The organism is Desulfuromonas carbonis, from assembly GCF_054658035.1.
Window position 1 is genome coordinate 811,059 of sequence record NZ_BAAHXR010000003.1, and the last position, 18,876, is coordinate 829,934.

Annotated in this window: 16 protein-coding genes; 8 read left to right on the forward strand and 8 right to left on the reverse strand. The window is 66.3% G+C overall.

What is annotated here, in order from left to right; translation table 11 throughout:
- Window positions 1-221: 221 nt before the first annotated feature.
- The 3 genes from ACYQ8E_RS10680 to ACYQ8E_RS10690 all read right to left on the reverse strand — a co-directional run bounded on the left by ACYQ8E_RS10680 (window position 222) and on the right by ACYQ8E_RS10690 (window position 2,323).
- A complete protein-coding gene (locus ACYQ8E_RS10680) occupies window positions 222-1,388 on the reverse strand; it encodes a DNA polymerase Y family protein (RefSeq protein WP_066729031.1) in 1,167 nt (388 codons plus the stop codon).
- Window positions 1,389-1,400: 12 nt separating this feature from the next.
- A complete protein-coding gene (lexA, locus tag ACYQ8E_RS10685; protein ID WP_066729032.1) occupies window positions 1,401-2,003 on the reverse strand; it encodes a transcriptional repressor LexA in 603 nt (200 codons plus the stop codon).
- A gap of 92 nt (window positions 2,004-2,095) precedes the next feature.
- A complete protein-coding gene (locus tag ACYQ8E_RS10690) occupies window positions 2,096-2,323 on the reverse strand; it encodes a TnpV protein (RefSeq protein ID WP_066729033.1) in 228 nt (75 codons plus the stop codon).
- Window positions 2,324-2,491: 168 nt separating this feature from the next.
- On the opposite strand from ACYQ8E_RS10690, the gene ACYQ8E_RS10695 reads away from it, so the two are divergent.
- Entirely contained in the window at window positions 2,492-3,373 is an 882-nt protein-coding gene (locus ACYQ8E_RS10695) for a DUF2971 domain-containing protein (protein ID WP_066729035.1), read from the forward strand.
- 88 nt (window positions 3,374-3,461) lie between these two features.
- Here the strand turns inward: ACYQ8E_RS10695 and ACYQ8E_RS10700 are convergent, their stop codons facing one another.
- The 5 genes from ACYQ8E_RS10700 to ACYQ8E_RS10720 are packed head-to-tail and all read right to left on the reverse strand — an operon-like array spanning window position 3,462 to window position 8,543.
- A complete protein-coding gene (locus ACYQ8E_RS10700; RefSeq protein ID WP_066729036.1) occupies window positions 3,462-3,935 on the reverse strand; it encodes a DUF2062 domain-containing protein in 474 nt (157 codons plus the stop codon).
- The gene (locus ACYQ8E_RS10705) at window positions 3,913-4,965 is read right to left on the reverse strand and encodes a prolipoprotein diacylglyceryl transferase family protein (protein ID WP_066729038.1); all 1,053 of its coding nucleotides are present in this window, start codon (window positions 4,963-4,965) and stop codon (window positions 3,913-3,915) included. Before ACYQ8E_RS10705 ends, ACYQ8E_RS10700 begins: the two co-directional genes overlap by 23 nt.
- On the reverse strand, window positions 4,962-5,123 hold the full coding sequence (locus ACYQ8E_RS10710; RefSeq protein WP_157471929.1) for a hypothetical protein: 162 nt from the start codon (window positions 5,121-5,123) through the stop codon (window positions 4,962-4,964). The genes ACYQ8E_RS10705 and ACYQ8E_RS10710 overlap by 4 nt, the downstream gene beginning before the upstream one ends.
- A gap of 2 nt (window positions 5,124-5,125) precedes the next feature.
- Entirely contained in the window at window positions 5,126-6,163 is a 1,038-nt protein-coding gene (locus ACYQ8E_RS10715; RefSeq protein WP_066729040.1) for a phosphatidylserine decarboxylase, read from the reverse strand.
- The gene (locus ACYQ8E_RS10720; protein ID WP_066729043.1) at window positions 6,129-8,543 is read right to left on the reverse strand and encodes a hypothetical protein; all 2,415 of its coding nucleotides are present in this window, start codon (window positions 8,541-8,543) and stop codon (window positions 6,129-6,131) included. The genes ACYQ8E_RS10715 and ACYQ8E_RS10720 overlap by 35 nt, the downstream gene beginning before the upstream one ends.
- A gap of 263 nt (window positions 8,544-8,806) precedes the next feature.
- Between ACYQ8E_RS10720 and ACYQ8E_RS10725 the strand changes: the two genes are divergently transcribed.
- The 7 genes from ACYQ8E_RS10725 to ACYQ8E_RS10755 all read left to right on the forward strand — a co-directional run bounded on the left by ACYQ8E_RS10725 (window position 8,807) and on the right by ACYQ8E_RS10755 (window position 18,849).
- Window positions 8,807-10,612 carry a bifunctional lysophospholipid acyltransferase family protein/GNAT family N-acetyltransferase gene (locus ACYQ8E_RS10725; protein ID WP_066729044.1) on the forward strand — a complete coding sequence of 602 codons (1,806 nt, stop codon included), beginning with the start codon at window positions 8,807-8,809 and terminating at the stop codon, window positions 10,610-10,612.
- A 212-nt stretch (window positions 10,613-10,824) separates the two neighbouring features.
- The gene (locus ACYQ8E_RS10730; RefSeq protein WP_066729046.1) at window positions 10,825-12,288 is read left to right on the forward strand and encodes an alkaline phosphatase; all 1,464 of its coding nucleotides are present in this window, start codon (window positions 10,825-10,827) and stop codon (window positions 12,286-12,288) included.
- Between the two features lie 259 nt (window positions 12,289-12,547).
- Window positions 12,548-14,053 (forward strand): DUF4139 domain-containing protein, encoded by a 1,506-nt coding sequence (locus ACYQ8E_RS10735; RefSeq protein ID WP_066729048.1) that lies wholly within the window; start codon window positions 12,548-12,550, stop codon window positions 14,051-14,053.
- 154 nt (window positions 14,054-14,207) lie between these two features.
- On the forward strand, window positions 14,208-16,247 hold the full coding sequence (locus tag ACYQ8E_RS10740; protein WP_066729049.1) for a M3 family metallopeptidase: 2,040 nt from the start codon (window positions 14,208-14,210) through the stop codon (window positions 16,245-16,247).
- Window positions 16,248-16,453: 206 nt separating this feature from the next.
- Window positions 16,454-16,948 carry a SixA phosphatase family protein gene (locus ACYQ8E_RS10745; RefSeq protein WP_066729053.1) on the forward strand — a complete coding sequence of 165 codons (495 nt, stop codon included), beginning with the start codon at window positions 16,454-16,456 and terminating at the stop codon, window positions 16,946-16,948.
- 90 nt (window positions 16,949-17,038) lie between these two features.
- Window positions 17,039-17,893 carry a polyphosphate kinase 2 family protein gene (locus tag ACYQ8E_RS10750; RefSeq protein WP_066729054.1) on the forward strand — a complete coding sequence of 285 codons (855 nt, stop codon included), beginning with the start codon at window positions 17,039-17,041 and terminating at the stop codon, window positions 17,891-17,893.
- Window positions 17,893-18,849 (forward strand): CHAD domain-containing protein, encoded by a 957-nt coding sequence (locus ACYQ8E_RS10755; protein ID WP_066729055.1) that lies wholly within the window; start codon window positions 17,893-17,895, stop codon window positions 18,847-18,849. The genes ACYQ8E_RS10750 and ACYQ8E_RS10755 overlap by 1 nt, the downstream gene beginning before the upstream one ends.
- The last annotated feature ends 27 nt before the right edge of the window (window positions 18,850-18,876 follow it).

Consider the following 18,876-nt stretch of genomic DNA (forward strand, 5'->3'; position numbering starts at 1 on the left):
CAAGGGCGTCTCTCACCCGTTCGCTACGCTCACTTGAGATCACGGAGGACACGGAGAAAATCTCAAAGCGTTTCGCGCGGATCACTTCGGATCAGATCTGATTAAGGTCGGATTGAACCAGTCCCAGGCCTGATCAGATTTTTATCCGAAGTGATCCGATTTGATCCGCGTGCAACCAGGTTTTCTCCGTGATCTCTGTGAGAGACGGCTTTCGCCGCCGTTTACGTCACCAGCGCCCGGCCACGCCGCAGCACCTGCATGCCGTAGCGGTCGCGCAGCGCGTCGATCGCCTGCTGCAGGGCGAGCTGGTGGGGGGACGGGCCAGCGGCGGTGAAGAGATCGACCTGGGGGGAGACCGGACCGAGGCGGGTGCAGGCGAGGCGCAGCCCCTTGACCCGCAGCCGCCGGCTGCAGGCACGGCGGAAGAGCTCTTCGGCCGCCGCCAGCAGCACCAGGTCGTGGTTCTGCGCTGCCGGCAGGCGCTGGCGGCACTCCTCGCGTACGCCGTCGACATAAAAGAGGGTCAGCGCCAGTTCCGCCGTCCCCGCTCCCTGGCGGCGCAGCCGCCGCCCGCAGCTCTCCGCCAGGCGGCAGAGTTCGGCGAGGAGCAGCTCGTCGTCATTCTCCTCGCGGGAGAGGAAGGCCTCCTCGACCACGCCGGGTGCCTGCCGCGGCGGCAGCACCGGCGAGGGGTCGATGCCGCGGGCGCGCTGGTGCAGCAGCGGCGCCAGCGGCCCGAAGGGGAGGCGCAGCTGGGCGATGGATAGCCGCGCCAGCTCCTCGACCCGGCGCAGGTTGAGCTCCTGCGTCAACGCCAGCTGGCGGGCGGCGCCGATCCCCGGCAGCACCGTCACCGGCAGCGGCCCGAGAAACCCTTCCTCGGCGCCGCGCAGCACGTCGCAGACCCCGGGGCGCTCGAGGTAGCCGGCGGCGATGCGGCTGACCAGCTTGTTGCCGGCGACGCCGACGGAGCCGGCCAGGTGCAGCCGCGCGGCGAGCTCTCGCTCCAGGCGCGCGGCGGCGTCGCGCCCCGGCCCGAGCAGCCGCCCGCAGCCGGTCAGGTCGAGGAAGAGGCGGCCGGCGGCGGCCGGCTCGATCAGCGGCGAGTAGGCGGCGCTGACCGCGAGCAGGGCGCGGCCGGCGCGACCGAGCAGTTCGGGGTCGGGGGGGAGGAGGAGCAGCGCCGGGCAGCGGCGCCGGGCCTGGAAGAGCGGCATGCCGGCGAAGACGCCGTCGGCGGCCGCCTCGGCGGAGACGCACTGCAACAGGGCGCGCTCCGAGTGGCCGGGGGCAACAGCGACCGGGCGACCGCGCAGCGATGAATCGACGACCCGGGCGACGGCGACGGCAAAGGCGGGGATCTGCAGGTGGAGGATATCGCGGGGCATGGGAAAGACGGACTAAATACAGTGGCGGATCACCCCGACCACCACTCCCTCGATGCGGAACTCTTCGCTGCCGTCGAGGAGGATCGGCTGCAGCGCCGGATTGGCGGGGTGGAGTTCGACGACCGCCCCTTTTTGCAGCAGGCGCTTCACCGTCGCCTCGCCGTTGATCAGGGCGACCACGGTCTGACCGCTCTCGGCGCGAGCCTGCTTGCGCACCACCACGTAGTCACCATCGAGAATGCCGTCGCCGATCATCGAATCGCCCCGCACCCGCAGCACGAAGTTTTCCCCTGGGCCGACCATCGACGGCGGCACCTCGATGGTATCGGCGGTAGCGATCGCCTCGATCGGCTTGCCGGCGGCGACCGTCCCGGCCAGCGGCAGTTCCAGTGCCGCCCCCTGCGGCCGCAGCACCCGCAGACCGCGGCGGGCGTTCCAGTCGCGGGAAAGCGCCCCCTCGCGTTCGAGGCGCACCAGGTAGTTCTGCACCGTGCCGAGGGAGCTGAACCCGAAGGCGCGGGCGATCTCCTGCTGCGACGGGGCGTACCCCTCGCGCTCGGTGTGGGCGAGGATGAAGTCGAGGACGGCTTTCTGCTTGGGGGTCAACGGGCTCATGGCATCCTCCAATGTGGTGGATGCTAGAATATGCGTAAGTTATGCGTAAGTCAAGGGGGAGGGGATTATGGCGATTGCCGCCCGCCAGCGCTTCAGACGAGGTCGGGGTTGTGGAGGAATTCGCCGAGCAGGTAGGACTCCGCCTTCTCCTCCTCCAGCCCCGCCGCCATCATCTGCTCCAGTTCCCAGTCGATATGGCGCTGCAGGGCGAGCAAATGTTCCTGCAGCCGCCCCTCGCGCTCGATACGCAGCAACAGGTCGGGCCGGCAGGTGGTAAGATAATCGAGGCGCATCCGGCCGAACCGGTTCAATTGATCCATGGTTCTCCTCACGTGGTTGCCTGACGCTGATTGTTACGGCCAAGAGTAAGGGTCCGATGAGGAGCGGATAAAAAGGGGACGAGGCGCCAATCGGCCCCTCACCGAACGCTCATCCGGCCGCAACAGTTCGCGCCCACGCTGAACGCCAATCCCGCCAGGAGGGTCACCATGCTCCGCAATATCACCGCCCGGCTCTACGCCGACCGACCCGACGAAACCCTCTACCACTACACCACCCTCAGAGGGCTGCTCGGCATTATCGGCAGCCGGACCCTCTGGGCCAGCGATATCCGCTATCTCAACGACTCAGCAGAGATGAAACACGCTGCCGACCTGATCAAGCGGGAGATCGCCCGCCGCATCGCCGCCGGCCACCCCAATCCGAAGTTGTTGAACCAGTTCCAGTACTGGGTCGGCCACCGCGTCACCCACGGCCACATGCTCTTCTCCGCTTCCTTCCGCAGCAACGGCAACCTCCTCAGCCAGTGGCGCGGCTACAGCACGCACGGCAAGGGGGTGAGCATCGGCTTCGATCCGGAGCAGATCGTCGCCCTCGCCCGGGCCCAGGATTTTCAGGTCGGGCGCTGCATCTACGCCCCGGCGCGGCAGCAGGAGCTGATCGGCACCGTGGTCGACGCGGTGGAGGCGGTCGCCGAAGAACAGGGGGAGTGCACCGACCCGGAGCGCCGTTCCCCCGACCAGTCCTACCACGACAGCTTCGAACTGGTGGAAAGCGACCTGCTGCGCATCGCTGCCATTCTTAAGCACCCCTCCTTTCAGGAGGAGGATGAGTGGCGGGTGGTTTCGCCGGTTTTCAGCGATCTCGCCACGGCACCGATCCACTTCCGCGAAGGGACCTCGATGCTCGTCCCCTACCTCGAATTCGGCCTTACCACCGGGGAGGAGACGCTGCAACTGGAACACCTCTTCCTCGGCCCCTCCCCCAACATCAGCATTTCGATGAACTCCCTGGAACTCTGCCTCGCCCACCACGGCATCCGCCCGGCTGCCGGCATCAGCTACTGCCAGATCCCCTACCGACAACGTTAGCGAACCTGGAAAGCCTTGCACCCGCCATGTGTCTCATGCGTCTCATGGGACACATAGGGCATATGGGACCCATGAAATCTTGCCCCAGCTACGCCCTCGCGCCAAGGGCGACGACCAGGCGCAGGCTGACCGCGTAGAGGAGCGGCAGCAACAGTGGAGCGGTCAGCGCCCAAGCGCAAAGGGCGGCGCCACCGGCATTCGCCAGAGTGTGGAGGAGATCGTCGGTTGCCGCGACCGGAGTGGCTGCCGGAAACCAGGCGCCGCCGAGGCGCAGGTAGGGCCAGGCGAGGAGCAACTGCAGCGGCCAGGCGGCATAATTGCCGGCCTGCACCGCTAAAGGGTTGAGTCGCAGCGGCAGCGCAACCACCAGGCAGAGGAGGCTCGTTCCCCAGGGGAGCGGCATCACCCCGACGAGGGCACCGACCGCCAGCGCCCGGGCCGCTGGGCCGGGCCCGAGACCGTCACCGAGGAGTTTCAGCAGGGGATCGAGCAGGCGCCGCCGCAACCATTCGCGGTAGCAGTGGACGGCGGCGCCCGGTTCAGATGCGTTCGCGATGGACATGGAAGGAGAGGGTCGCGCCGGTTACGGCGCTGCGCCCGGTATAGAGAAAGATCACCAGCCAAAGTGCCTGCAGGGCGAGGAGCAGCGCCGGCTGCCAGAGGGCAGCCAGCCCGGCGCCGAGGTCGGGGCGCAGCGTGGCGGGAGCGGCGAAGTACCAGGCCATGGCCAGAGCGTAGGGGATGGCCGCCAGACCCATCCACTGGTAGGCCGAGAAGGACTGGTCGCCACGGTAGTCGGCGCGCAGCAGCTCGGAAGCGACCCGCCACCCCTGTGTCACCAGGGTGCCGAGGAGGAAGGCGAGGGCGAAGTGGCCGGCGAGAAAAAGGCCGATATTGAGCAGCCCGGTCGTCACATAAAGAGTCGCGGTGAGCATCTGCACCGGCACCACCGGCTTTCCGGCGAGGCCGCTGGCATAGGCGATCTTCTTCAGTTCCCCGGAAAAGACCAGCGGCCGGCGCCCGAAGAGACGCCGCAGCAACGGTCCGCATTCCTCCAGCGGCTTGCCGTAGCAGCAGCCGAAGCTGAGGCAGGCGAGGCGCCCGAGCCCTTCGCCGAAGGCATAAGCGGTGACGATCGCCGCCAGCGTCGCCAGGATCGGCAACGGCCGGTCACCTTCGGCCCAGGGGAGGAGATTGGCCAGCCCGACCACCCAGGGAGCAACCAGGGTCCCGACGAAGACGGCGCCGCCGACGGTGAAGGTGTGGGCCTTCCCTTCCACCAGCCAGGCGACCACCCTGGAGGCCGGCACGCAGATGCCGAGCATCAGGATGGCTACGGTCAGCACCGCCGCCAGGGGGGCGTGCAAAGCTCCGAGCAGCAGGAAAAGGATGGCCGTCGCCACCAGGTAGGCGTTGGCGGTGAGCAGGCCGTACCAGGTCAGGTTGAGGCCCTGCCAGGCCCCGTCGGCATTCCGGCGCCGCGGCAGGGCCGCAAAGATCTGCCAGTTCTCCCGGGGCAGGGTACGCACTCCCCAGGCGAGAAGGCCATAGCAGAAGAGCGCCAGCAGCAGCACGAAGAGGGTCGGGTTCATGTCGGGGACTCCTCCTTGCGCAGGCTCGGCCGGGTCGCCGTCGGCCAGTCGAGAAGGTCGCCGAGGGAGGCCTCGGAGGCTTCGGCCAGGTAACGCAGCCCCCAGTAGAGCCCGAGGGTGGCGCCGAGCAGGAGGAGGAGCAGGGTCATCGGGTTCATGGTCAATTCTCCTTGTCGTGAACAGGTTGGATCGTTTCGTACGGCCAGGCAAGAAGCGAACGCACCACCAGTTCGGTCTCGACCAGTGGAGTGCCGAAGCCTTGGGTGAAGCGACTGGCAACGTCGCGGCGCTGCTGATTGGCGAGCAGGTCACCGGCGAATTGGATCCGGTCCGGCTCGAAGAGCAGCACGTCGGTGCTGCTCCCCGGACGGTAGAGGCTCTTCGGCTGCCCCTTGGCGACGAACATCCCCGGTTGCAGCGGCTGCGGGTCGTCGTAGCGCGTCGTGCTGTAGCGCTGCTCCACCGCGCCGATCATCAGCGCCACCACCTCGATCATCGCCACCCGGCCGACCTGCGAACCGCCGGCAACGTCGGTGTCGATAATGGTCACTACCCGCCGGTTCTTCGAGTAGGGAGTGGCGATGGTCACCACCGCCTGCGGGTTGCAGGAGTGGTAGCTGCCGTCGAGCTCGTAGATTTCAGAGACCTCACCGGAGACCGGCAGGTGGTTGTAATGGTACTTGTCCGGGGTGAGGCGAAAGACCGCGAAGTCGCCGCCGGCGAAGACCGCCTGCCAGCCCCGCCGGGTTTCGCCGAGCAATTCCGCAAAGGAGAAGAACTTGTCCTTGAGAAAGAGATGGCTGGTCTCCCGGCAGGAGCCGACGATCACCCGGGCGTCGGCCGGCGAGACGATCGCCGCCGGATCTTCCGGCAGCGGCCGGCATTCCCAGTAGCGGATGCGCCGCTCGAAGACCTTGCGCGCGGTGTCGAGCGCCTCGGGCGGATCGAGGCACTCGCCGAGGTCGACCCCGCATTCGCACAAGAAGCGGCGATTGCCGGCGACCCGGGTCGCCAGCGCCAGGTCGTAGTTAAAGAAGCCGAGCAGCGCGCTGCTGCGCGCCCCGGTCAACAGGTTGAAGAGGGCCGGCGCCCGTTCCCGCAGCGGGTGGTAGAGAAAGCGCACCAGCTGGTCGCCGAAGAGGCGCTCGGCACGCACCGCGCCGCTAGAGCGCTCGATGTAGTGATGAGCGAAGGTCATGATCGTCCTTGTCGTGGCTCGCGGTCGCGCCCGCGGAATCGTCGGCGGCGACGGTCAAAAGGAGCAGGCCGATCAGGCGCTGCAGCGTCGCGGCGGAGGCGCTGCCGTCGAGCACTTCCTGGCAGAAGCCGGCCCAGGAGTGCCCCGGTCCCTGGGGGAGCAGTTCACCCAGAGCCCGGCGCAGGGGCTCTGCAAGGGTGGGCGTGAGCCGGACCAGGTCGGCGGCCAGTTCACCGAGAGCCGCACGCAGCTGGGTCCGGCGCAGCTCTTCGCGGTAATAGCGCTCGGCGGCGAGGTTGAATTCCCGGGCCGGTACCCGCATCGGGTTGCCGGCCCCCAGGGTTCCGAGAATACCGGCCGTCAGCCGGCCGGCCGCTCCGTGCAGCGCCGGTTCCTCAAGGCGCCGGGAAAAATCGTCCAGGACATCACCGACGCCGAGGCTCTCGACCAGGTCGGCGGCTTCTTCCCGCAGCATCTCGAGCAGGGTCCGCTGGTATTCCAGTACCGGCACCCGGAAATAGCCCGGATAGCGGCTGCTCGGTCGCACCTTGCGGGTGCGCTGCAGGATGCGCCGCAACAAGAGGTTGCGGCTGCTGCGGCGGACGTAGAAGGTCGGGATGCCGGCGGCGGCGAAGAAGAAGATCTGCCGGCGCTCGCTCTCCGTCACCGGGTCGTCGGGAACCAGGCGGTGATGGAGGCGGCCGGTCGCCATCTGCCGGTAGGCGAAGGTGGTCACCAGGGTCTGCAGCGCCGCCGCTGCAGCGAGATCGGCTCCCAGGTCGGGAAAGAGGCTGTAGTGACGCCCCTCGAAACCGGAGAAGCCCATTGCCGCGAACTGGCGCTGGCGGCAGAGGAGATAGAGGGACATCTGCGGATCGAAGGCGCCCAGCGCCGCCAGGTCACCCTTGAGCCGCTCGTGGTTGCCCAGGCGACCGTCCAGCGCCGGGCTCGCCCAGGTCGAAAGGAGCGCTGCCGGATAGTCGATGAGGCGGGCATCGGGGATGAAATCACCGCGCAGGCCAAAGCCGGCGCTCAGGGACTGATCGAGCCACCCGGGACCGAACGGGGTCAGCGACCGGCCGCAGATCGCCAGGTCGGCCTTCTTGCGCCAGCGCCGCCAGAGCATGCGCAGGTGGGTGTAATCGAGCTCGTGAGGAAGAAAACCGAGGGCGAGTTCCGGATGGAAATCGGAAAATCCCATGCGTGAGGGGGCGGCGCTGCAGGTACCGACGAAGAGGGGGAGAAAATGCTCGATGCACTTGATGGCAAGGTCGCCGGCATACTTCTCCTCCGCCGCGCCGAAACCCGAGGCCGGGTCGGCCACGGCGGCGCTGAGCAGGCGGCTGCCGAGACTGATGTGGGTGCCGTTGTTGGCGAGGCTGGTGTTGGAGACGTTGGGGAGGACCACCAGGTTGTTGGTGATGATCCCCGCCTCGCGCAGCTTGGCCACCGCCTGCAGCTGGCTGCGGCTCAGCACCTGGTGACAGAGTTCCATGTAGCGGTGCTTCTTCTCGCCCTGGTCCCAGCCCGACAGGCAGGGGCTCATGAAGAGCTCGCGGTAAAAGCCGTCGGCGATCAGGCCGTTGAGTTCGCGCTGCCGCACCGGAGTCTGCGGCGCGAAGTAAATGCGCGCCTGCTGGCCACTTTCGGTCAGGCCGAAGCGACGATTGGCGTATTCAACGATCAGTTGCGAAAGGAGATAACGCCGGGCAGTCTCGCGGGCCAGTGGCGCCCCGTAGCCGGGACCGGGTACTAGGGAAAGCACGCGAAAAGAAAAGGTTTCGGGGCTGGTGTTGTCGCTGAGAAAATGCGCCAGCAGGCGCTCGCCGCAGGTAGCGAGGGGGCGCGGCAGGCCGCCGTCGGCGGCGATGGCGTCGGCCAACCCGAGCTTGAGCAGGTAGCTGACGGGGATCCGCAACTGCTCTTCGCCCTGCTGCTGGATGACGAAGCGTGCGACGTCAGTGCGCTGACCGGCTGCCGGATCCCCCTTGTCGGCGAGCAGATCGTGCTCCAGGACCGCCCCGGCGGCGGGGGCGAGCAGCCGGCGCGGGAATCGGACCCAGCTGTTTTCCCAGACCTGCTCGCGGTTCTCGGCCAGGAACCGTTCCAGTTCACCGAGGAGTTTCGGCGAGGTGTCGCCGGCCCTGGTACGGCGGACGATATTGGCGAAGTAGTTGGAGTCGGCGATGGTCTGCGGCAGGTCGACAGATTCGCGACGGCCGATGACCACCGCCTGCAGCTCGCTCTCACCGCCGGCGGTAACATCGGCGCCGCTGAAAGGGAGCTGGCTTCCGAGTCCCCGTAACAGGCGGGGGAGATCGAACCCGGCGCGACGGGTTGAGTCGGGAAAAGTGACGAGTCGCTGGGGACGGCTGGGCATGGTCCTCCTTGCGGGGCAGCAATGCATTCTGGCTGCCTGATGGGCCAGGAAACTAATTCCCCTCTGTTCATCCGCCGCTACGGTTTGATGATTTTTTGGTTAGAGCGACAGGTCCCATGGGTCCTATAGGCCTTATAGGTCCTATGCGACCCATGGGACCATTGATCATTCCCCCTTCACCGATTTCTCATCCCGCCGCAACATGCCGCTAACCGGCTCCCGCCACGCTGCCACCACGCTAGTCTTTAACGTGGAGGAAATTCATGCCCCAGGTCCCCGAACTTACGTCCTCACCCTTCACCCTCCCCCATCAGTGGCGTCCGGTGGCCCCCATCGCCCGGCGCCTGCTCGCTCTCGACCGCTGTCAGGAGATCTATGCCGGACTTCCCGCCGACCTGCGCGGCGCTGAATTCATCAGCCGCCTGCTCGGAGCCCTGTCGCTGCGGGCCGACTGCACCCGCTCGGACCGCGAGCGCATTCCCGCACAGGGGGGGCTGCTGGTGATCGCCAACCACCCCTTCGGCGCCGCCGAAGGGCTGCTGCTCGCTCACCAGTTGCTCCAGGTCCGCTCCGACGTGCGGATTCTTGCCAACCATCTATTGAACCGTATTCCGCAACTCAAGGACCTGCTGATCGCCGTCGACCCCTTTGGCGGTCCGGGTGCCGCCCCCGGCAATCGCCAGCCGCTGCGCCAGGCGCTGCGCTGGCTGAAGGAGGGCGGCGTCCTGGTGGTCTTCCCCGCCGGCGAGGTCTCGCACCTCCAGGTCGGCCGCAACGGGGTCAGCGATCCGCCCTGGGCGGAGAATCTCGCCGGACTGGTCCGCTGCAGCGGCGTCCCGGTGCTGCCGGTCTGGTTCGGTGGCGGCAACGGCGCCACCTTCCAGCTGGCCGGCCTGCTCCACCGGCGCCTGCGCACCGCCCTGCTGCCGCGCCAACTCCTCAACAAGCGCTGCCGCACCCTGCCGATGCGCATCGGCGGGGTGATAGGCGCCGACAAGCTTGCCGGCTTTTCCAATGACGCCGCCCTGGTCGATTACCTGCGACTGCGCACCTACCTCCTCGGCAGCCGTTCCCAGCCCCGCAGCGGCGAACGCGGGGACGCGGCGCGGCCGCAGGCGCCGCTGGTGCCGGCACGCATCCCGGAGGCCCTGGCCGCCGAAGTCGCCGCTCTCGGCGCCGAACAGCGCCTCACCGGCAGTGGCGAGCTCGAAGTCTATCTTGCCGACGCCCGTCAGATTCCGCAGCTGCTGCTGGAGATCGGTCGGCTGCGCGAGGTCACTTTTCGCGCCGTCGGCGAAGGAACCGGCCGCGAACTCGATCTCGACGAGTATGACAACCACTACCAGCATCTCTTTCTCTGGAACGCCAGGCGCCGGGAAGTGGCCGGCGCCTACCGCATCGGCCGGGTCGACCCGCAGCGGGGTCTCCCCCCCGAACGCTTCTATACCCACACCCTGTTCCGCTACGGCGCACAATTCCTGGAACGCCTCGGCCCGGCCCTGGAGCTGGGCCGCTCCTTCGTGCGTCCCGAATACCAGCGCCAGTTCGCGCCGCTGCTGCTGCTCTGGAAGGGGATCGGCGCCTTCCTCGTCCGCAACCCCCATTACCGGGCCCTGTTCGGACCGGTCAGCATCAGCCAGGACTACAGCCAGCTGTCAAAGGAGCTCCTCACCGATGCCCTGCGCGTCAACTGCTTCTCTCCTGACCTGGCCCGGCTGGTGGCGCCGCGTACCCCGATCCGGCTGCAACCTCCGGCGGTGGCTGGTTGCGACCGCGGCCTGTTGCAGGCTTTGGGCCGGGATCTCGCCGCGGTCGAGGAGCTGATCGCCGAAATCGAGCCGGGACCGGGGGGGATCCCGGTGCTGCTGCGCCACTACCTCGGCCTCGGCGGCCGGGTCCTCGCTTTCAACCTCGACAAGGAATTTTCCGACGTCGTCGATGCCCTGGTGGTGGTCGACCTCAACCAAACCGACTTCAAGACCCTTACCCGCTACCTCGGGCGGGAGGGGGCCGCAACGTTCCGCGACTATCCGGAAAACCACGGCGGCGGTCATGCCGCCTGTGCCTGAGTCCTTCACAGGAGGGTGCAATCGGCCGGTTCCCATGGAGCCGGCCCTTTTTTCGTGACATCGATTCCTGGCTGCTTGCCGGTCCCGGACGGCCACCCAGAACACAAACAACACAATTATTATTTTTCGCTAACCCTTATCTCACCAGGCCCCGCCAAGCTCCCCCCATCGACCCTGACGGGTCCCAACCCTATCGATGGAGGAGTAGAAGCATGAACTTGCAGCGCATGATGTTCCTGGCCCCCTGGTTTCTGGCCGCCGCCCTGCTCGGCGGTTGCGGCGACAGCGATTCCAGCTCCACAGCCACCCCGAGCGCCCAGACCCAAGCCACCACGAAGAATGTCATTCTCGTCATTGGCGACGGCATGCAGGAGGAGAGCGAGCGGGCCGGCAGCCTCTACCTGACCGGCACCAGCCGCGGCCTGACCTTCCACGCCCTGCCGGTCCAGGGCTTCGTCACGACCTGGGATGTGACCACCTACGACCGCTACGCCTGGGATCTCGGCATGGCGCAATACGACCCGGCCACCTTCAAGCCGGTCGTCGGCTACGACACCAACCGCGGCGGCACCATGCCCTACCCCGAAGTCGCCTGGGGGGACGACAACTATTTCCTGACCAAGCTCAATGCCTGGGGCGGGACCGGTCCCAAGGAACCGGCCACCGACTCGGCTTCGGCCGGAACCGCCATGGCGACCGGGATCAAGACCGACGATGGCAACATCGCCTGGCGCTCCGGCGACCCGGCTGACGGCGCCCTGGAGACGATCGCCGAAAAGATGCGCACCCAGAAGGGTGCGGCGATCGGCGTCGTCAGCACCGTGCAGTTCTCCCATGCCACCCCGGCGACCTTCGTCTCCCACAACGTCAATCGCAACAACTACGGCGAGATCGCCGCCGAGATCATCAACACCGTCAAGCCCGAGGTGGTGATCGGCGGCGGGCATCCAAACTGGAAGTCCGGCAATATCGACCCCGCCGATTATGCCGCGCTGGTCGACGGCAGCGCCGGCTACACCCTGGTCGAGCGCACGGCCGGCGTCGATGGCGGCACCGCCCTGCTTGCCGCCGCCGCGACCCTCCCTGTCAACGGGCGCCTCTTCGGTCTCTTTGGCGGCAGCGGCGGCAATTTCGAGTACCCGGTCCCGACCACCGACGGCAGCGCCGTCGTCAATCGCGGCTCGATCGAGAACCCGACCCTCGCCCAGGCGAGCGAGGCCGCCCTCGAAGTCCTCGCCCGCGACCCCGACGGCTTTTTCCTGATGGTCGAGCAGGGGGACATCGATTGGGCCAACCATGCCAACAACTACACCGACATGATCGGCACCATCGATGACCTCGACAAGGCGGTTGCCCGGATTATCGCCTTCGTCGATCAGCCCGGCGACAGCATCGACTGGAACAACACCCTGCTCATCGTCACCACCGACCATGGCAACAGCTACCTGCGCCTCCTCGATGAGGCGGCGCTGCGCAACGGCCAGATTCCGGCCGATCTGACCGGCATCGTCAGCTATGGCACCGGCAACCACACCAACGAGCTGGTCAACTACTACTCCCGCGGCGCCGGCAGCGAACTTTTCGCCGACTTCGCGGGGGAATGGTATCCGGGAACGCAAATCATCGACAACACCCGCATTCATAGCGTCATGCAGCGGGCGGCAGGGGTGCAATAGATTCCTGCCATTTCAGCATGGCGTCTCCCTCGGGGAGACTGGATTCCGGAGACGGGGAGTGGGCTGGCGCCCCTCCCCGTCTCTTTTGGGGCCCCACGGGACCAGAGTGAAGCGGCCGGCTCAGGACCCGTAGCCAATCGCGGGGAGGGGAGTCAAACCGCCAGGCCCGATTTGACCACAGGGCGGTTTGTTGTATTGTGAAGGGCGCACCATCGCTCTTCACCCGACGAACTGCCCCGCATCGCCCCAGGAGGAATGGATGAACCCGCTTTGCCTTATCGGTCTGATCCTGTTGCTGGTCTGCCCCACGTCGCTGCTGGCCCGGCCGGTCGAAGTGCTGGTCTATCCGGAGGGGGCCACCATTACAGAACAAAGGAGTGCAGCCGTGGTTGCCGGCGCGGTGACCCTGACCCTGCCGGAAGCCGCCGACCCCGAATCGCTGCAGCTCGCCACCGTCGGCGGCAAAGCGGCCATCAGCGCCCTGCGCTACGAATCGACCCTGGCGCCGGCAGGGGATTACCAGGCGCTGCGGGACGCGATCGCGGCGACGCAGGAGCGCTTGCAGGCGGTTGAAGATACCCTCCAGGCCAGGCTCAGGGCCCTGGAGTTGTGGCACGCGCCCCTCGGAGAACAATTCCAGACCGCCGGCGAGGTGCAGAAACTGGCCGACCTGCTCCTCGCCAACAGCGAAAAGCTCTACCAGGACCGTTCGCGCCTGGAGAAGGAAAAGAAGAAGATCGAGAAAGACCTGCACGAACTTGAACAAAAACTTGCCGACGCCACCAGCCGGCAACACCGCAGCTGGTCGGTCCACCTCACCCTCGCCGGAGCCGGGACGACCGAGGTGCTGCGTTATTCCTACCGGGTCCGGAATGCCGACTGGCAACCCCTTTACACCCTCGATGCCCGCCCCGGGGCCAGGCAGATAGAGTGGGACTGGCGCGCGCAGGTCAGGCAAAGCACCGCCGTCGACTGGAAGGATGTCCGCCTGCTGCTGGCCACGGCCGAACCGGTGGTCACCCTGACGCCCCCCGCCCTCCAACTCTGGTTCATTCGACCGGCGAACGATTATCCGCTGCCGGCGCCGCGTCTCATGAGCAAAGCAGCCATGCCCGAGTCGCTGGCCCAGGATTTTGCCGCTGCCGCCCCCGCCCCCGTCCGGCAGGCGGGAACCCTCTTCGATATCTACGATTTGGGCCAGCAGACGCTGCTGGCCGGCGCAAGCTATCAACTGAAGATCCGCGACGGGGTCTGGCCGGCGCAGTTCGCCTACCTGGTGCGCCCCTTCGAGTCGCCGCAGGCCTTTCTCTCGGCCAAACTCGAATTCGACACCCTGCTCCCGATGCCGTCGGGGCCGGCCAGCATCCTGGTCGAAGGGGTCTTCGTCGGCCACCGGGAGTTCGCGCTGCTGGCGAAGAAGCTCGATCTCCCTTTCGGCAACGATCCGCAGATTCAGGTCAAGGTCACGCCGACGCGGGAAGCCGACGAAGGGGGCGTCTTCAGCCGGACCAAATCCCAGACCTGGCAGTGGGCGGTCGCGGTCACCAACAACAAGCCGATCGCGGTCAGGGTGAGGGTCGAAGACAGCCCTCCCCAGGTCGAGGACAAACGGATAAAACTGACGGCGACCTCGACCGCAAACGGGTCGCAGGAAGACGGCCCGGCCACCTGGGAACTCGAACTGCAGCCCGGGGCGCAGCAGACCATCCACTACGGCTACACCATCGAGTACCCGGCCGAAATGCAGGTGGAGTTGGGACGCTAGAAGCCGGTCCGCCGATGCGGATAGCAGCGAAAATCCAGAGATTTGGAGCCGGACTTGCAGCCGACTTTAAGATAGTCCGACAAACTGCCAGGTGTTACGGGCCCCTCCCGAATGCAGCGCGGGTTGCTCCAGTGGGCGGACATAAGGAGAAACAATGATGCAACGGCGGCACCTGGCGGGAATCGTAGTTCTGCTGTTGCTCACCCTCGGCGGCTGTGGGGAGAACGGCAGCAGGCAGGAAACGGCGAGCCGGGAACCACTACAGGTCGTCTACCAGCCGGGGGAGATCACCTCCGCCGCAGCTGCCGCCATGGACCAGGCGGCGGCAGAACTGGACGCCCTGAGCCGGCTTGTCGTTGCCAGCCGCAGCGGCGGCGCCCTGCTCCGGTTCGAGGCCATTCTCGGCGCGCTGGATGGCCGGATGCTGGTCCTGACCTCCATGGGCGATGTGGCCACGGACGCCGCCGTCCGCCAGGAAAGTTTTGCCGCCCGCGACACCTACGAGAGTTTTCTCGCCTCTGTCTATACCCGCAACGACCTCTTCCAGGCCATCAGCCAGACCGTTCCGGCAGATGAGAACGAGCGGCAGCTGCTCGCTTACCACCGGCAGCGTTTCACCAAAGGGGGGCTTGGACTGGACGCGGCGCAACAGGGGGAACTGGTCGCGGCGCTGGCGACCATTGACAGCAAGGAGAGTCAGTTCCAGCAGAATATCGCCAACGATCAGACCACCCTGCAGTTCACCTCCCAGGAACTGCTAGGCGTGCCGCCGGCAGACCTCGCCCGCCTCCCGACCACAACCAGCGGTGATTACCTGGTCACCACCGAGTATCAGAATTTTGATCTGGTCGTGAAGTATGCCCATGATCCGGAGACCCGCCGGCGGATGATGCTCGCCTACAGTCAGATCGGCGGCCAGGCCAACATCGACCTGCTCAGCGCGGCGATCGCGGCGCGGCAGCAGAGTGCCAGGCTGCTCGGTTACACCAACTGGGGGGATTATCAGACCGACGGCCGCATGGCGAGGACTTCGGCAGCAGCCATGGCGTTGCTGAACCGGATTGCTGGCGAGCTTGCACCCCGCTTCGCGACGGACATGCAGGCGATGCTGGCCGCGAAACAGGGCGCGGACCCCGGCGCCGGCCAGCTGGACTCCTGGGACATCCCCTATTACGCCCAAAAAGTCCAGGCGCAGCAGTACAGCTACGATGAGGCGGCCACCAAGGAATATTTCTCCCTGGACGGGGTGTTTGCCGGCCTGCTCGATCTGTGCCGGGAACTTTTCGGCATCCGGCTCGCAGCGGTCGAGGGGGCCGTAGTCTGGGACCCCTCGGTGCAACTCTATGCCCTGCGCGACGATCGGAGCGACGCCCTGCTCGGCTACGTCTACCTCGACCTCTACCCGCGCGACGGCAAGTACGACTGGTTCGCCACCGGGGTGTTGCGCGATGGACGCCTGCTGGACGACGGCCGTTTGCAGAAACCGGTGACCCTGTTGATCGGCAATTTCATCCGCGGCGCCAATGGCGAGCCCCCCTTGCTGACCCCCTTCGATGTGGAGACCCTCTTTCACGAGTTCGGCCATGTCTTGCAGCTGACCCTCAGCAAGGCCCCCTACACCTCGCTGAGCGGCTATCACAGCCCAATGGATTACATCGAAATCCCCTCGCAGCTGCTGCAGTTCTTTGCTCGCGACCGGGAACTCCTCCGGCGGATTTCCGGTCATTACCTTGACCAGAACCGAAAGATCCCCGATCCGCTGCTGGATGCCGCGCTCGCCAGCGCCAGCTTCAACCTCGGGTACAATTACACGCGCCAGATCTGGCAGAGCGAGGTGGACATGACTCTCCACACCGCCGCGACGCCCCTCGACCCAACCGCGACCTGCAATGCTCTGCACCGGGAGTTGCTCGGCATCGACCTGCCCGCGGGAAACCTCTACCTGGCGGGGTTCGGACATCTGATGGGCGGCTACGATGCCGGCTATTACGGCTACCTGTGGGGCGAGGTCTATGCCTGGGACCTTCTCTCGGAGTTCCAGCAGACTGGCTTTGCCGACCCGCAGGTCGGCCGGCGTTATCGCCAGGCCATCCTGGAGTCCGGGGCGAGCCGGGATCCCTCCGAACTGATCACCGATTTTCTCGGCCGGCCGGCAACTGACGCCGCTTTCTACCGCTGGGTGGGTATTAAGTAAGAGAGGTCACAGCGGCGGGAAAAAGGCCAGGTACGATTCCCGCAGCCCGAGACCCTGGAAGTTTTTGGTCTCGAAGGTCTCAAGCACGCCGGTCCCTGCGAAAAAAACACCCGCCTTTATCCTGCGCTAACAATCTTCGGCTAGAAGATAAAAGCTCACCCGCTTTTGCAGGCATTTCCCCCCACCCCGGACCAGGGAGCTACGCCATGATTCTCTACCTCTTGCGCCATGCCAAGGCGATCCCCCGCCAGGGGGGGATTCCCGAAGAACAGCGCTACCTCACCAGCGAAGGACGGGAAACCTTCAACCTGAACTCACTCCACTTCCGCGAGGGGGGGATGAAGCCGGATCTGATCCTGACCAGCCCACTGATCCGCTCGGTACAGACCGCCGAAATTCTCGCCTGCACCTTCGGCTTTACCGGTCCGCTGCTGGTGGAACCGCTGCTCGCCCCCGGCTTCGGTCGCAGCCAGCTGCGCCGGCTGCTCAGCCAGCACGAGGCGATCAAGGAGTTGGTCCTGGTCGGCCACGAACCCGACCTGAGTCTGCTGGTCACCTCGCTGCTCGGCATCAAGGTCCATTTCACCCTGAAGAAGGGGGACCTGGTCGCCCTGGAGATTGATGACAAAGGGAAGGCCGCCTTTCGCTGGCGGACCTACAAGGGGGATTTCACCGACTCGCCCCTCGATACCAAGGATTGACTCACCCGCTGGCAGCGAACCGGCTCCCTGCTAGAGTTGAAGTGTGATCGCACCAGAGTCGCCCGAACTCAGCCCGAAGGGAGAAACTCCATGAATTACCGCCAGCGTTTTCGCATCGGGGAAGGGGAAAAGGTCGACCTCAAGCGCTTCGATCCCGACACCACCGACGGCCACCACGACAAGCAATCTGCCAACGCCGAGATTGCCCAACTGCTGCCGCACCTGCAGCAGCTACAGGCACTCCTCTATGCCGAGAATCGCCGCTCGCTGCTGATCTGCCTGCAGGCGATGGACGCCGGCGGCAAGGACGGCACCATCCGCCACGTGATCGGCCCCCTCAACCCCCAGGGGACCCGGGTGCACAGCTTCAAGGTCCCCACGCCGGAAGAGGCCGCCCACGATTTTCTCTGGCGCATCCATCGCCAGGTGCCGGCCAGAGGGGAGATCGCCATCTTCAACCGCTCCCACTACGAGGACGTCCTGGTCACCCGGGTCCACCAGCTGGTGCCGAAAAAGGTCTGGTCGCAGCGCTACCGGCAGATCGTCGCCTTCGAAGAGAATCTGACGGCCGCCGGTACGCAGATCCTCAAGTTCTTTCTCCACATCAGCCCCGAAGAGCAACTGCGGCGCTTCAAGCAGCGTCTCGACGACCCGGGGCGCCACTGGAAGATCAGCCTCGCCGACTACAGCGAGCGGGAACTCTGGCCCGACTACCAGCAGGCCTACGCCGAGGCGCTGGCGAAGACCAGCACCGCGACGGCCCCCTGGTTCGTCATCCCCGCCAATCACAAGTGGTTTCGCAACCTCGCCGTCACCCGGATTCTCATCGAAACCCTCGAAGCGATGAAGATGGCCTACCCGCCGCCGAGCGTCGATCTCGAGGAGATCCGGCAACGCTACCACGCGGCGGAACAGGATCCGGTCACGCCAGGGGAACGACAGTGATGACGCAGGGGGGAAAAGATCCGGGCCACGGGCCGGAGCTGTGGCGGCTGCTGGGACAGTTGCTCGAAACCCTGAACGGCCAGCGGACGGAACTTCTCGCCGGCCGAAGGCCCGAATCCCTCCATGACTTTCGCGTCGCCCTGCGCCGCACCCGGGCTCTGCTGGGCGCCTTTGGCCACCTCCTCCCCACCGCCGAGGGGGCGCACTTGCGGAAGGAATTCCGTTGGCTGGGAGCGCAGACCGGGCCGGCCCGCGATCTGGAAGTGTTTCAGCTCCGCCTCGCCGCCGACCTCACTGATTTAGCCGCAGCCACCCGGAGCGACCTGCAGCCGCTGCTCGAACTCCTCGACGCCCGGCACCGTGCGGCCGATTTCCAGCTGCAGCAGGTGCTCGAAAGCCGCCGCTGCCAGCAGCTTTTGGATCACTGGCAGACTTTCCTGGCGGCGGAGCCGCCGGCAGGGGCAGCCGCAGTCCCAGACCGTGAGTCGGCGAAGGAGTTGGCCAGTCGACGCATCCGCAAGCTCTACGTGCGCAGCCTGCGCCAGGGGAAGGGGCTTGATGTCGGGTCACCGGCCGAGGCCTTCCACCGACTGCGCATCACCTGCAAGAAGCTCCGTTACCTCCTCGAATCGCTGCGTCCTATCCCGCCGCGCAAACCGTTCGAAAAACTGATCCAAACCCTGAAAGGTCTGCAGGAGGTCCTCGGCGCCGACCACGACTGCGCCTTTCAGGCGGCTGCCCTGGAGGAACTGGCCCGAAACCTACCCGCCGGCCAGGCGACCGTCGCCACCCTCCTTGCCACGGGACGCCTGCTCGAACGCCTCGAGCGCCGGCGCCTAGCGACCCGGGAGCTCTTCCTGGTCCGCTTCGCCCTTCACACCGGGGTCAAAAACCGCTCCCGGATCGAACGCCTCTTCCCTGACAAACCTTCCTCCAGCCACCGCGTCCCCCGCTAACCAATCCGTAGCCGGCCGTTAATCCAG